The sequence below is a fragment of the Dactylosporangium sp. NPDC049525 genome (assembly GCF_040676755.1).
Lineage (GTDB): Bacteria > Actinomycetota > Actinomycetes > Mycobacteriales > Micromonosporaceae > Dactylosporangium.
Window position 1 is genome coordinate 85,058 of sequence record NZ_JBFAPO010000034.1, and the last position, 12,104, is coordinate 97,161.

Here is a 12,104-nt window from a genome sequence, read left to right on the forward strand (position 1 = left end):
GTCCTCACCGCGTGACGGTCAGTGCAACAGGCGCTCGGCGATCGCGTCGGCGATCGCCGGGTCCTCGGTCCACACCGGGTCGTCCGGTCGCGGGTCGTGGAAGACGACGTCGGTGAAGCCGAGCGCCGCATACCGCCCGACGAAGTCCTCGAACGCCGCGACGCTCGCCAGGGGCCGCTCCGCGGTGTTGCCGACGAGGTAGATGCGGTCGATCGACGCCGGGTCCCGGCCGAGCTCGGCGCAGCGCCGCTCGAGGATCGCCGCCTGCTTGCGGACGGCGGCCTCGATCGCGGCGGGCGACTGGTCGGCCGCGTCCGGCTCGCCGAAGGTGATCCACGCGTCACCGAGCCGCGCGGTGAGCGCGAGGGTCTTCGGCCCGGCGGCCGCGATCGCCAGGGGCAGCCGGGGCCGCTGGACGCAGCCGGGGATCATCCGCGCGTCATCCACGGTGTAGTGCTCACCGCGGTGCGAATACGCCGGCTCGCGCAGCAGCCCGTCGAGGACCTCGACGAACTCGGTGAGCCGCGCCGCCCGCTGCCGCGGCGTGCGCACCTCCTCGCCCAGGACGGTGGCGTCGAAGCCGGTGCCGCCGGCCCCGATCCCGAGCGTGACCCGCCCGCCGCTGACGTGGTCGAGCGTCATCGCCTCCTTGGCGAGGGACACCGGGTGCCGGAACGTCGGCGACGTCACCATCGTGCCGAGCCGCACCCGGCTGGTCACCCCGGCGAGCCCGGTCAGCCACGGCACCGCCGCGTGCCACGGCAGCTCCCGGTACCGCCGCCACGACAGGTGATCGTAGGTCCACAGGTGGTCATACCCGAGGGCCTCGAGGTGCTGTGCCCGCGCGACCGTCTGCGGCCACGGGTCGGTCGGCAGCAGCAGCACCCCGATACGCATCCGATGATCCTATGCCAGCCGCCGTGCGCCGCCGGCGAAGGAGCAGCCCGCCGGCGATGACGAGCAGCGCGGCGGCGTACGTGGCGCGCTGCACGGTGGACTGGGCGAGGCCGAGGTCGGTGGCGAGCTGCGTGAGGGTGCCGGCGAGCGCGAGGGCGAGCCACTCGGCGGGCGCGCCGTAGGCGATGAGCATCACCAGCAGCAGCGCGTACCACGGGTAGGCAGGTGCCGTGACGAGCAGCGCGGCGGCGACCATGACGGCCGCACCACGCCACGGCCGGTCGGGGTCGGCGGTGCGCAGCACGTACAGGGCGGCCGCGGTCAGGAGCAGCACCGCCGCCGGGGCGACCAGCGGCGCCGGCAGCAGCAGGCTCAGCAGCGCGAACCGGGAACCGTTCGCGTAGCCCTCCTCGTGCAGGTAGCCCGGCAGGTAGCCGAGCACGGCCGGGCCGGCCGCCAGCACGTGCGGCAGGTAGACCGCGGCGACGGCGCCGGCCGCGGCGACCGCGACCGCGACGGGTCGCCGCCGCCAGAGGGCCGGGCCGAGCAGCGCCGGCGTCAGCTTCGTGGCGACCGCCAGCCCGAGCAGCACCCCACCGAGCGCGGCGGCCCGGCGCGACGGCGCGCGGGCGAGGACGAACAGGGCGGCCGCGGCCAGACCCACCGCGGCGACGTCGACGTGGGCGTTGTTCCCCGCTTCCAGGGCCACCAGGGGGCACCACGCCCACAGGACCGCCCGGCGCGGGTCACGGCCGAGGCGGCGCAGCGCGTACCAGAGCAACACCGTCGTGCCGAACGCGAACGCGGCCATCGTCAGCTGCATCGGGCGTTCCCGCCCACCGGCCGGCACGGCGGCGAACAGGGCCTCCGCGACGGGCGGGTAGATGGTGGGCACGTCCGGCCGGTTGATCAGGGTGCAGCCGCTGGGCACGCACCAATTCGAGGCGTCCGGCCACAGGAAACCGTCGCGCAGCCGGGCCAGCTCCGGCGCGGACGGCGGATACGCGTACGGGTCGATGCCGGCCCGCTGGACCCGGCCGTCCCAGACGTAGCGGTACATGTCGTCGCTGCTGTTCGGCGGTTCCGTCCCGGCGGCCAGCGGCAGCGCGGCACCGCCGAGCAGGACCAGGACGAGCGCGGTGCGGCGGTGCAGCCGGCACACCTGGTAGGCGCCGACCGCGAACGGCACCCACATCAGCAGGTACCAGCGGCCGGGCAGGAACGCCAGGGCGGCGAGCATCGCGGCGAGGCAGCCGGCCGCGGCAATGTTGCGGGCGGTCATCGCTTCCGCCGCATGTTGACCGCGGTCCAGGCCGCCGCGGTCGCCCAGACGACGGCGAGGATCACGGCCAGCCCACGGCCGTAGGACTGCGGGAACGCGGACGGGTTGTCGGCGATCCGGCCGGCGCCGACGATGAACGGCAATGCCACCACCGTCACGGCGGCACTGACCGCCAGGGCCACGCGCACCGGGTTCCGGGCGGTGCCGGGCACCCACCGGACGAGGACCACGCCGGTCAGGATGACGGCGGGGACGATGACGAAGTCATGGGTGACCAGCAGTACGCCCAGGAAGATCAGCTGCCCCAGCGGCTGGGCGCCGTCCTGGGTCAGCCAGCCGTAGGCGCCGTAGCCGGTGACGGCGAGCCCGACGAGCAGCAGCGCGGCCCTCATGCGGACACCACGGTCAGAGCACCGACCCACTTCGTCTGCAGGACTCCGGGGCGGTTCGGCGCGATCAGCCGGCACGGGTAGCCGTGATCCGGGTGCAGCGGCGCACCACCGATGCGCAACGCGAGCAGCGTCAACGGGTCGCGGGCCGGGCCGGGGTCCAGCGTCGAGGTCCGGTACGCGCCTTCCGGCTGCAGCGACTCGACCGTGACCGGCAGGTCCAGGTCGGCGGCGCCGACGAGCCTGAGCAGGTCGACGACCCGGACCCCGGTCCACTGCGCGCCGGCGCTCCAGCCCTCGACGCACGCGATCGGCAGCGACACGGTGTGCTGCGGCAGCGCCTGCAGGTCGGCGAGGCTCAGCGCGTGCCGGCCGCCCGGTCCGCTGACCATCAGCCGGTACCCGGCGTCCACAGTGGTCACTCCGGCGGCCGCCGCGGTCTTGTTGACGGGCACGCCCTGCGGCCCGACGCCCGGCAGCCGCGGCGCGAGCACCGACAGGTGCCGCAGCGGCCGGACGGTCTGCCCGACGGTGGCGACGGTGATGACGCCGGCGGCCGTGCCGACCAGCGCGAGCACGCCACGCCGCGACGGGTCCGTGCCCGTGGCGGTGGCGGTCCGGATCACCGGCAGTTTCGCCGCGACGTGCAGCAGCATCGCGCCGATCAGCAGCCACGCGGTCCAGTAGTGCGCGCCGACGAACCCGAACGGCATCAGCGAGTACCAGTAGGCGATGTTGAGCAGCCCGGTGACGAGCTCGAACAGCGCGGCCGCGGACAGCAGCGCCACCGCGCCGCGCTCCAGCGCGTGCGGCACGCTGCGCGCCGGCGGCCACGTGAACAGCTTCGGGAAGACCGACCACACCTTCGCGGTCAGCAGCGGGAAGCAGGCCAGCCCGGTCGCGATGTGCAGCCCCTGGGTGATCCGGTACAGCTCCACCGGCCGGGACGGCCAGTGGAACCAGCCGGCCGGATGCTGGATGGCGTGGCTGAGCAGGCCTGTCAGGAAGCACACCGTGAACGCCGCGGCGAGCCACAGGCCCAGGTGCGCGGTCAGCCGCGGTGAGCGCAGCGGCGAGGTGAACCGGCGCGACAGCGCGGTCAGGGCGTCAGGTGGGCGAACCATCGGCCGGCCTCCGTCCAGGTGTCGGCGAGCCGCAGCGCGGCGTCGCGGGCGATGATGGCGATGTCGTCGACGCTCACGAACGCCCACGCGAACGTGGCGCTGGTCCGGTCGGCGCCGGTGAGGGCGACGTGCCCGCTCCAGCTGCGGTGGCCGGGCGGGTCGACCTCGACCAGGACGCTGCCGGCGGCGGCGATGAGGGTCCGGCAGCGCCCCAGCAGGCGGGCCGGGTCGCCGCCGATGCCGATGTTGCCGTCGGCGAGCAGGGCGCACTCCCAGCCGCCCTCGCCGGGCAGCGGGCCGAACAGGTTGCCGCGCAGCACCGGCGCGCCGCGGCGTTGCGCGTACCGGACCGCCTGCGGGCTGATGTCGACGCCGAGCACCCGGCGGCCGGTCGCGGCGACCGCCTCGGTGAGCCGGCCGGGGCCGCAGCCGAGGTCGAGGGTGCCGTCGGCGCACCGGCTGACGAGCTGGCCGTCGCCCGGCACCGGCCGGCCCGACCAGTGGCCCGCGTCGAGCGGGCGGACCATGGCGCCGTCCGGCCCGATCAGGCCCATCGTCGCGGATTCGCCGCGGGCGGCCCGGCGCAGGGCCGCGCCGTACACGGCCACCGGGGCGGTCATGCGGCGAGCACCGTTGCCAGGGACCGGGCGAACCGGCCCTGCGGGCATTCGGCGGCGACGGCCCACGCGTCGGCGGCGGTGTCGACGTCGCGCAGCACCGGCAGCGCCGCCACCTCGAGGCCGCGCAGCGCGGCCCGCGTCGCCGCCGCGGTGTCCGATGTGGACATCGGCACGCCGGTGAGGACCCGGGCCGCTCCCGGGTCGCGCAGGCCGAGCGCCCACCAGCCGCCGTCCTCCGCCGGGCCGAGGACCGCGTCGGCGGATGCCAGTGCCGCGCACGCCGCGACGACGTGCCCGACCCGCAGCTGCGGGGTGTCCATGCCGACGAGCAGCGTCGCGACGCCAGGTCGGGCCGTGTCGGCGTACGCGGCGGCGAGCCGCTCACCGAGACCTGCGCCGCGTTGCGGGCGCCGCTGCCAGCCGGGTGGTGCGGCGAGGTCACCGTCGACCACCAGGGTCCGGCCGGCGGCCGGCGCGGCGGTGAGGACCTCGACCGTGTCGGCGAGCATCGCCGCGGCGATCGCGGCCGCCTGCACGGGTGTCCACGGTGGACAGAGACGGGTCTTCACCCGCCCCGGCACCGGCGTCTTGGCCAGGAGCAGCAGCTGTACCCGCGGCGCCGTCACCGGCTCAGCACCTTCGTCATGTCCCGCACGGCCCGGGCGGTGCCACGCACCGTGCCGGTGACCTTCGACCGCCCGCCGGCGATGCGGGGCGCGTAGTCGATGTCGACCTCGGCGATGCGCCACCCGGCCTCCGCCGCCCGGACCATCATCTCCAGCGGGTAGCCGAACCTGCGGTCGAGCAGGCCGAGCGCCAGCAGCGCCTCCCGGCGCACCGCGCGCATCGGACCCAGGTCGTGCACGGTGATCCCGGCGGTGCGGCGCAACCGCCACGCCACCACGGCGTTGCCGACGCGGCCGTGCACCGGCCACGCGCTGCGGCTCGTCGGGCGGCGCCGGCCGAGCGTCAGGTCGAGGCGGCGCTCCAGGACCGGCTCCGCGACCCGGGGAAGCTGCCGCGGGTCGAACGAGCCGTCGGCGTCCATGAAGCACACGACGTCCGCGGTCGCGGCCTCCAGACCCGCGTGCGCGGCGGCGCCGAACCCACGCGGGGCGGCGTGGACGACCACGGCGCCGTGCGCCGCGGCGATCGCCGGCGACCCGTCGGTGGAGCCGTTGTCCGCGACGACCGCGCGGTAACCGTCCGGCAGCCGGGACAACACCCAGGGCAGCGCGGCGGCTTCGTTGAGACAAGGCAATACGACATCTGGCACGGATCGGACGCTACCCACGATCCGCCGGCGAAGATCTTACGAGCAGCGAACCAACCATTACGAACCGCGAACACGGCCACCGGGCCGCCGTGGCACTGCCTACGGTCAGGGACATGCGGATCCTTGTCACCGGCGGCGCCGGGTTCATCGGCGTCCACGTCGTCGCCGCCCTGCGCGACGCCGGCCACGACGTCACGGTGCTCGACCTGCTGCACCCGGCGGCGCACCGCACCCCCGACCCCGCGTTCCCGCGGGCCGACGTCCGCGACCGGGCCGCGGTCGCCGCCGCCCTGGACGGCGTCGAGGTCGTAGTGCACCAGGCGGCGATGGTCGGCATGGGCGTCGACCTCGCCGACCTGCCGGAGTATGTCGGATGCAACGACCTCGGCACCGCCGTGCTGCTCGCCGGGATGGCCCGGGCCGGTGTACGCCGGCTCGTCCTGGCCAGTTCGATGGTCGTGTACGGCGAAGGCGCGTACCGCTGCCCGGTGCACGGTGCTGCCCTGCCCGCTCCCCGGACCGAAGGGGACCTGGACGCCGGCCGGTTCGAGCCCGGCTGCCGTTCGTGTGGCCTGCCGTTGGAGCCGTGCGACGTCGACGAGGACGCGCCGCTGCGACCCCGCAGCGTCTACGCCGCGACCAAGGTCGCGCAGGAGCATCTCGCGCTCGCCTGGGCGATCGCCGGTGCGGGCACGGCGGTGGCGTTGCGCTACCACAACGTGTACGGGCCGGGCATGCCCCGCGACACGCCCTACAGCGGCGTTGCCGCCATCTTCCGCTCCGCCCTCGAGGCCGGCCGGGCACCCCGGGTCTTCGAGGACGGCGCCCAGCGCCGCGACTTCGTCCACGTCACCGACGTCGCCGCGGCCAACGTCCTCGCCGTGACCGCTCCGGTGGACGGGTTCCGGGCCTACAACATCGCCTCCGGCACACCCACCACCGTCGGTGCCATGGCCCGCACGCTCGCCGCCGCCATGGACGGACCCGAGCCCGTCATCACCGGTGACTACCGCGCCGGCGACGTCCGCCACGTGGTCGCTTCCCCGGCCCGCGCCCGTGCTGAGCTGGGCTTCACCGCCCGCGTCGACCTGAGCGACGGGATGCGGGACTTCGCGACCGCGAACCTGCGAAGCTCATGATGTCCGGGCCGCCCAGGCCGGCAGCCAGACCTTCTCGCCGGATGTGTCCACGCGTCTGGAGCTGAGGAAGTCGCGGAGCTTGCCCAGCGCGGGATGCGGGTTGTCGTCGCGCCAGATCAGTGACATCGGGTAGACCGGCGCCGGGTCGCGCACCGGGATGCGCCGCAGGTCGTAGCTGTCCGGCCACAGGTATCGCGTGCGTTCACCGGCCAGCGTCGCCAGCTCCGCGGAGTCGGCGATCTCGGCCAGCAGCACCTCGTTGCCGAAGACCGGCCCGACCCGGTCGATGGTGAGGCCGAACGCGTCGGCGAGTTCGTCGTAGTAGCCGGCCCATTCGGTGCCGGCGGCCATGCCGGGCATCCAGATGCGGTGTGCGGCGAGCTGTGCGGGTGTGACGGCGCGGGCGTTGGCGAGCGCGTGGCGGGGCCCGACGAGGAGCTCGTGATGCTCGTCGATCACCCGGGCGGTCCTGATCGCGCCCGGCAGCCGGCGCGCGGGGACGGTGACGGCGTGGAAGGTGGCGTCGACCGTCCCCGCCTCGACGGCGGCGGTCGCGGCATGGACGTCGGCGTCGAGGGTGACGACATCCAGCTCGATCCGCGGATGCATGCGGTGGAAGTCCTGCAGCAGCACCCCCGGCGCGGTCCGTCGACTGTGGACGTCGACGCGCAGCGCCCGCCGGCCGGGTCGCACCGAGGCGTCGGCGCGCGCTGCCACCCGGAGCAGTTCCCGGGCGTGGGGCAGGAATGCCTGGCCGTCGATCGTGAGCTGGGCGCCGCGAGCCGTGCGGGTGAACAGCCGCACCTCCAGGTCCTTCTCCAGCGCGGCGATGCGCTTCGACGCGGCCTGCTGGGTGATCGACAGCGCGACCGCGGCGTCCTGGAACTGGCCGGCGTCCGCGGCGGCGACGAAGGTACGCACAGCGTCGAGATCCACGGACCGACTCTACGCACACAACGGTTGGTTGTGGCTCGCCACCGGTTCGGTTGTTTGATCCGTGGTCTGCCGGCCTGCTTCGATCACCGCGATCAACGGCGAGTTGTGTGACTTCGGAGGTGATGGGCTTGGCGGCGAGACGATCCCTGGGCCGGCGGTTCGGCTGGTTGTGGGCGGCGTACGCGGTCAGCGCCTACGGCTCCGGGCTGGGGTTCGGTGCCCTGCCGCTGATCGCCGTGCTGGTGTTGGATGCCAGCCCCGCACAGGTGTCGGCCCTGTCCGCGGTGGGCCCGGCGGTGGGCGCGCTGATCGCCGTGCCGCTCGGGCCGTGGGTGGACCTGCACCGCAAGCGGCCGGTGATGATCGCGATGGATCTGGCCCGGTGCTCGGCCATGCTGACGATCCCCGTGGCGTACGCGCTCGGCCGGCTCGGTTTCGTGCAGCTGCTGGTCGTCTCGGCCGTGGTCGCCGCCGCCAAGATCGCCTTCACCGCGGCCGGCGGCGCCTACCTCAAGGCCCTCGTGCGGCCGGATGACCTGCTGGTGGCCAACGCGCGGTTCGAGTCCACGACGTGGAGCTCCATCGCGGTCGGGCCGCCGCTGGGCGGCGCGGCCGTCGGCGTGTTCGGCCCGGTCGTCACCGTCGTCGCCGACGCGCTCAGCTACCTGCTCTCCGCGCTGGGCATCGCGGCGATCCGCGGCCCCGAAGCACACCCGCCGCACACCGGCAGGCGCCGGGTCCGGGCCGGCGAGCTGCTCGACGGCTGGCGGCACCTGCTGAGCCACCCCGGCCTGCGGGCGCTGTACCTCAACCAGCTGCTCGTCAACGGACTGATCATGGCCACCGAGCCGCTGCTGGCCGTGCTGCTGCTCCGCGACCTCGGATTCCCACCCTGGCAGTACGGCCTCGCCTTCGCCGCCCCCTGCGTCGGTGGACTCATCGGCTCGCGCCTGGCGCCGAGGGTCGTGGCCCGGCACGGGCAGCACCGCATCCTGCGCACCGTCGGCACGCTACGGGCGATCTGGCTGATCGGCCTCGCCTTCGTCCAGCCCGGCCTCGCCGGCCTCGCAACGGTGATCGCGGTCGAACTCGCGATGATCATCAGTATGAGCCTGTACAACCCGGTGCTCGCGACCTACCGGCTGGAGCACACACCGCAGGACCGCGTCGCCCGGACACTGGCGGCCTGGTCGATCAGCACCAGCGCGGCCATCGCCGTCCTCAGCGCCCTCGGAGGACTGCTCGCGGAGGCCGCCGGCCCGCGGACCGCCCTCACGGTGGTGGGCCTGCTCATCCTCACCAGCCCGCTGCTGCTGCCCCGCCGGGACCCGGCGCCGGCGACAGCCGGTGTCTAGCTGCCGTGCAGGGCCGCCTGCTTCTTGGCCTCGAACTCGTCCGTGGTCAGGATCCCCGCGGCCTTCAGCTCCGCCAGCTGCTGCAGCAGCGCGAGCCGGTCACCGGACGTGGCCGGACTCGACTTGAGGGCGTCGAACTCGGCCCGGGTCAGCGCACCGATGGTGCGCAGGCGTTGCAGCCGCCTGAGGTCGGCCTCGCCGACGTGCACCGGCACGCTCGCCTGCCGGCGTGGCCGCGAACGTGGATCGCGTGGGTCGCCGTGCCGGGCGACGAGCTGGAGGATCCCGACGGCGCCGAACGCCAGACCGAGAGGGATGAAGACCGCGGCCATGATGTACACGGCGAGCTTCGCGCCGGGGTCCATCGACGTGGTGAGCGCCTTGACGAGCAGGGCGATGCCGCCACCGGCGAACCCGGCGGTCCAGAGGACCTGGCCCGCGCCCGGCTTCACCAGGCCGCCCTCGCTCAGGAACAGCGCCGCCATCCAGATGACCAGGCCGACCGGCAGCAGCAGAATCCACGACACGGTGTCGTCCGGGCACGGACCGGCGATCACGTTCGCGCCGCCCGTCGCGCACGAGCTGAGGTCGAGCAGGTGGTTCAGGCCGGCGCCGAGCAGGAAGATGCCGGTGAAGCCGAGCGCCAGGCTCGACGCCGCACGCATGGTCAGACGCATTCCGCTCTCCCGCGCTCAGTTGCCGCACAGCGTCGCATCGGCGTCGATGCGGGCCTGTCCGGAAACCGACTTACGGCAGCGGCTTCGTGCACAGCACGTCGGGGCACGGCAGGTAGCCCAGCGTCTGCCAGAAGTGGAGCCCGGCCTCATTGTCCGGCATGACGAGCAGGTTCACCCGGGGGCAGCCGAGCGCGGCGAGACGGCGCTCGACCTCCTGGACGAGTCCGGTCGCGATCCCTTGTCGGCGTCGGTCCGGGTGTACCGCGAGGCGCAGGATCCAGCCCCGCCGCCCGTCGTAGGTCCCCATCACGACGCCGGTCACGTCGTCGCCGCTCACCGCCACCAGGAACAGCTCCGGGTCGCGGGTCAGTTTCGCCGCCAGCTCGGCGCGGGGCACCACCTCGCGGCCGGCCGCCGACCACACCGCGACGACAGCGTCGTGGTCCGTCCACTGGAACTGGCGGATCTGCATCACGACTGTGCGTCCCGTCTGCCGGCGTACCGTTGAACCTGCGAGGAGGTGGATCACATGATTGTCACCCAGGATGAGATGCGGGTGGCTGTGCCGCCGATGTCCGCGTATGAGCATCTGGTGCGGTTCAGCGAATACTCGCGGTTCATGTCCGGAGTCCTCGGCGTCACGCCGGTGCACGACACCGCCGCACACCTGGCACTCGACATCGGAGGGCGGCGGGTCGAGGTCGACGCGGTGCTCAACGACGTCGAGCCGGGCCGGTTCGTGCGCTGGGACAGCGACGCGCTGGTGGAGTCGTTCTGGCTGTCAGCGGCCGGCGACCACGCCACCGACGTGGTCGCCGTCGCGGAGCTGGACGACAGCCTGGTGCAGATGTATGAGCGGCAGCCGGACGCCGCGTTGCACGCCCGGCTGCACATGGACCTCAAGGGCTTCAAGCGCTTCTGCGAAGAGTCGGACGCTTAGTAGCGGTAGTGCTCCGGCTTGTACGGGCCTGCCACGTCCACGCCGATGTACTCCGCCTGCTCCTTGCTCAGCTCGGTGAGCCGAACGCCGAGCGCCTCGAGGTGCAGCGCGGCGACCTTCTCGTCGAGGTGCTTCGGCAGGCGGTAGACCTGGCGCTCGTAGGAGTCCGGCTTCGTGAACAGCTCGATCTGCGCGATCGTCTGGTTGGTGAAGCTGTTGGACATCACGAAGCTCGGGTGACCGGTCGCGTTGCCGAGGTTGAGCAGCCGGCCCTCCGACAGCACGATGACCGCGTGGCCGTCGGGGAACGTCCACTCGTGGACCTGCGGCTTGATCTCGTTCTTCACGATGCCGGGGACCCGCTGCAGCCCCGCCATGTCGATCTCGTTGTCGAAGTGACCGACGTTGCCGACGATGGCGTTGTGCTTCATCTTGGCCAGGTCGGCGGCCATGATGATGTCCTTGTTGCCGGTGGTGGTGATGAACAGGTCGGCGGTCTCCACGACGTCGCCGAGCCGGACCACGGGCAGGCCGTGCATCGCGGCCTGCAGCGCGCAGATCGGGTCGATCTCGGTGACGACGACCCGGGCGCCCATGCCGCGCAGCGCTTCCGCGGCGCCCTTGCCGACGTCGCCGTAACCGCAGACGACGGCGAGCTTGCCGGCGAGCATCACGTCCGTGGCGCGGTTGATGCCGTCCAGGAGCGAGTGCCGGATGCCATAGGTGTTGTCGAACTTCGACTTGGTGACCGAGTCGTTCACGTTGATCGCGGGGAACAGCAGCTCACCGGACTCGGCGAGCTTGTAGAGCCGCTTGACGCCGTTGGTGGTCTCCTCCGTTACGCCACGGATGCCGGCGGCAAGCTTGGTGAAGCGCCGGTTGTCCTGTGCGAGGCTGTCGGCGAGGGTACCGAGGACCAGCGCGAACTCCTCGGAGTCGGCGGATGTGGGCTGCGGGACCTGCCCGGCCGCCTCGAACTCCACGCCCTTGTGCACCAGCAGCGTGGCGTCGCCGCCGTCGTCGACGATCATGTTGGGGCCGAGGCCGTCACCGAAGTCGAACAGCTGGTCGGTGCACCACCAGTATTCGGCGAGGGTCTCGCCCTTCCACGCGAACACCGGCGTGCCCTTGGGCTCCTCCTGCGTCCCGTTCGGGCCGACGACGACCGCGGCGGCCGCCTCGTCCTGGGTGGAGAAGATGTTGCAGGAGACCCAGCGGACCTGCGCGCCGAGGGCGACGAGCGTCTCGATGAGCACCGCGGTCTGCACCGTCATGTGCAGGGAGCCGGCGATCCGCGCGCCGCGCAACGGCTGCGCCTCGGCGAACTCGCGCCGCGTCGCCATCAGGCCCGGCATCTCGTGCTCGGCGAGGCGGATCTGGGTGCGGCCGGCCGCCGCGAGGGAGAGATCGGCAACGGCGAACTCGATCCCGTTGCGCGTCTGCAGATACTTGTGCATAGCCTAAGGTCA

Annotated in this window: 14 protein-coding genes; 3 read left to right on the forward strand and 11 right to left on the reverse strand. The window is 73.3% G+C overall.

Features of this window, described 5'->3' with window-relative positions:
• Positions 1 to 18: 18 nt before the first annotated feature.
• From AB0K00_RS36540 to AB0K00_RS36570, 7 genes are read right to left on the reverse strand one after another with little or no spacing between them, the layout of a single operon-like run.
• Complete coding sequence (locus AB0K00_RS36540) at positions 19 to 897, reverse strand: LLM class flavin-dependent oxidoreductase (RefSeq protein WP_363530354.1); 879 nt, start codon at positions 895 to 897, stop codon at positions 19 to 21.
• The gene (locus AB0K00_RS36545) at positions 812 to 2,179 is read right to left on the reverse strand and encodes a glycosyltransferase 87 family protein (protein WP_363530356.1); all 1,368 of its coding nucleotides are present in this window, start codon (positions 2,177 to 2,179) and stop codon (positions 812 to 814) included. The genes AB0K00_RS36540 and AB0K00_RS36545 overlap by 86 nt, the downstream gene beginning before the upstream one ends.
• The gene (locus tag AB0K00_RS36550; protein ID WP_363530359.1) at positions 2,176 to 2,571 is read right to left on the reverse strand and encodes a hypothetical protein; all 396 of its coding nucleotides are present in this window, start codon (positions 2,569 to 2,571) and stop codon (positions 2,176 to 2,178) included. The genes AB0K00_RS36545 and AB0K00_RS36550 overlap by 4 nt, the downstream gene beginning before the upstream one ends.
• Positions 2,568 to 3,692, reverse strand: coding sequence for a molybdopterin-dependent oxidoreductase (locus AB0K00_RS36555; RefSeq protein ID WP_363530362.1), 1,125 nt, complete (start codon positions 3,690 to 3,692; stop codon positions 2,568 to 2,570). Before AB0K00_RS36555 ends, AB0K00_RS36550 begins: the two co-directional genes overlap by 4 nt.
• On the reverse strand, positions 3,668 to 4,312 hold the full coding sequence (locus tag AB0K00_RS36560; protein WP_363530365.1) for a methyltransferase domain-containing protein: 645 nt from the start codon (positions 4,310 to 4,312) through the stop codon (positions 3,668 to 3,670). Before AB0K00_RS36560 ends, AB0K00_RS36555 begins: the two co-directional genes overlap by 25 nt.
• On the reverse strand, positions 4,309 to 4,938 hold the full coding sequence (locus AB0K00_RS36565) for a DUF2064 domain-containing protein (RefSeq protein WP_363530368.1): 630 nt from the start codon (positions 4,936 to 4,938) through the stop codon (positions 4,309 to 4,311). Before AB0K00_RS36565 ends, AB0K00_RS36560 begins: the two co-directional genes overlap by 4 nt.
• A complete protein-coding gene (locus AB0K00_RS36570; RefSeq protein WP_363530373.1) occupies positions 4,935 to 5,588 on the reverse strand; it encodes a glycosyltransferase family 2 protein in 654 nt (217 codons plus the stop codon). The genes AB0K00_RS36565 and AB0K00_RS36570 overlap by 4 nt, the downstream gene beginning before the upstream one ends.
• A 113-nt stretch (positions 5,589 to 5,701) precedes the next feature.
• Between AB0K00_RS36570 and AB0K00_RS36575 the strand changes: the two genes are divergently transcribed.
• Complete coding sequence (locus AB0K00_RS36575; protein WP_363530378.1) at positions 5,702 to 6,727, forward strand: NAD-dependent epimerase/dehydratase family protein; 1,026 nt, start codon at positions 5,702 to 5,704, stop codon at positions 6,725 to 6,727.
• On the opposite strand, the gene AB0K00_RS36580 is transcribed toward AB0K00_RS36575, so the two are convergent.
• Positions 6,722 to 7,663 (reverse strand): LysR family transcriptional regulator, encoded by a 942-nt coding sequence (locus AB0K00_RS36580; protein WP_363530380.1) that lies wholly within the window; start codon positions 7,661 to 7,663, stop codon positions 6,722 to 6,724. The genes AB0K00_RS36575 and AB0K00_RS36580 overlap by 6 nt on opposite strands.
• 128 nt (positions 7,664 to 7,791) lie before the next feature.
• On the opposite strand from AB0K00_RS36580, the gene AB0K00_RS36585 reads away from it, so the two are divergent.
• The gene (locus AB0K00_RS36585) at positions 7,792 to 9,018 is read left to right on the forward strand and encodes an MFS transporter (RefSeq protein WP_363530383.1); all 1,227 of its coding nucleotides are present in this window, start codon (positions 7,792 to 7,794) and stop codon (positions 9,016 to 9,018) included.
• On the opposite strand, the gene AB0K00_RS36590 is transcribed toward AB0K00_RS36585, so the two are convergent.
• Together AB0K00_RS36590 and AB0K00_RS36595 are read right to left on the reverse strand one after the other, a co-directional pair.
• Positions 9,015 to 9,695 (reverse strand): SHOCT domain-containing protein, encoded by a 681-nt coding sequence (locus AB0K00_RS36590; protein ID WP_363530386.1) that lies wholly within the window; start codon positions 9,693 to 9,695, stop codon positions 9,015 to 9,017. The two genes, AB0K00_RS36585 and AB0K00_RS36590, sit on opposite strands and share 4 nt — an antisense overlap.
• A 70-nt stretch (positions 9,696 to 9,765) precedes the next feature.
• Positions 9,766 to 10,167 (reverse strand): GNAT family acetyltransferase, encoded by a 402-nt coding sequence (locus AB0K00_RS36595; RefSeq protein ID WP_363530389.1) that lies wholly within the window; start codon positions 10,165 to 10,167, stop codon positions 9,766 to 9,768.
• A 57-nt stretch (positions 10,168 to 10,224) separates the two neighbouring features.
• Here AB0K00_RS36595 and AB0K00_RS36600 point away from each other — a divergent pair, with 57 nt between their 5' ends.
• Positions 10,225 to 10,635 (forward strand): hypothetical protein, encoded by a 411-nt coding sequence (locus AB0K00_RS36600; RefSeq protein WP_363530392.1) that lies wholly within the window; start codon positions 10,225 to 10,227, stop codon positions 10,633 to 10,635.
• Here the strand turns inward: AB0K00_RS36600 and ahcY are convergent.
• Positions 10,632 to 12,092: an adenosylhomocysteinase gene (gene ahcY, locus AB0K00_RS36605; RefSeq protein ID WP_363530395.1), complete on the reverse strand. Its 1,461-nt coding sequence runs from the start codon at positions 12,090 to 12,092 to the stop codon at positions 10,632 to 10,634. The two genes, AB0K00_RS36600 and ahcY, sit on opposite strands and share 4 nt — an antisense overlap.
• Positions 12,093 to 12,104: the final 12 nt, after the last annotated feature.

Excerpts from the sequence above, each read along its gene's own strand:
- AB0K00_RS36540 (WP_363530354.1), bottom strand. The coding sequence starts at position 897 with ATGCGTATCGGGGTGCTGCTGCTGCCGACCGACCCGTGGCCGCAGACG.
- AB0K00_RS36545 (WP_363530356.1), bottom strand. The coding sequence starts at position 2,179 with ATGACCGCCCGCAACATTGCCGCGGCCGGCTGCCTCGCCGCGATGCTC.
- AB0K00_RS36550 (WP_363530359.1), bottom strand. The coding sequence starts at position 2,571 with ATGAGGGCCGCGCTGCTGCTCGTCGGGCTCGCCGTCACCGGCTACGGC.
- AB0K00_RS36555 (WP_363530362.1), bottom strand. The coding sequence starts at position 3,692 with ATGGTTCGCCCACCTGACGCCCTGACCGCGCTGTCGCGCCGGTTCACC.
- AB0K00_RS36560 (WP_363530365.1), bottom strand. The coding sequence starts at position 4,312 with ATGACCGCCCCGGTGGCCGTGTACGGCGCGGCCCTGCGCCGGGCCGCC.
- AB0K00_RS36575 (WP_363530378.1), top strand. The coding sequence starts at position 5,702 with ATGCGGATCCTTGTCACCGGCGGCGCCGGGTTCATCGGCGTCCACGTC.
- AB0K00_RS36590 (WP_363530386.1), bottom strand. The coding sequence starts at position 9,695 with ATGCGTCTGACCATGCGTGCGGCGTCGAGCCTGGCGCTCGGCTTCACC.
- AB0K00_RS36595 (WP_363530389.1), bottom strand. The coding sequence starts at position 10,167 with ATGCAGATCCGCCAGTTCCAGTGGACGGACCACGACGCTGTCGTCGCG.
- AB0K00_RS36600 (WP_363530392.1), top strand. The coding sequence starts at position 10,225 with ATGATTGTCACCCAGGATGAGATGCGGGTGGCTGTGCCGCCGATGTCC.
- ahcY (WP_363530395.1), bottom strand. The coding sequence starts at position 12,092 with ATGCACAAGTATCTGCAGACGCGCAACGGGATCGAGTTCGCCGTTGCC.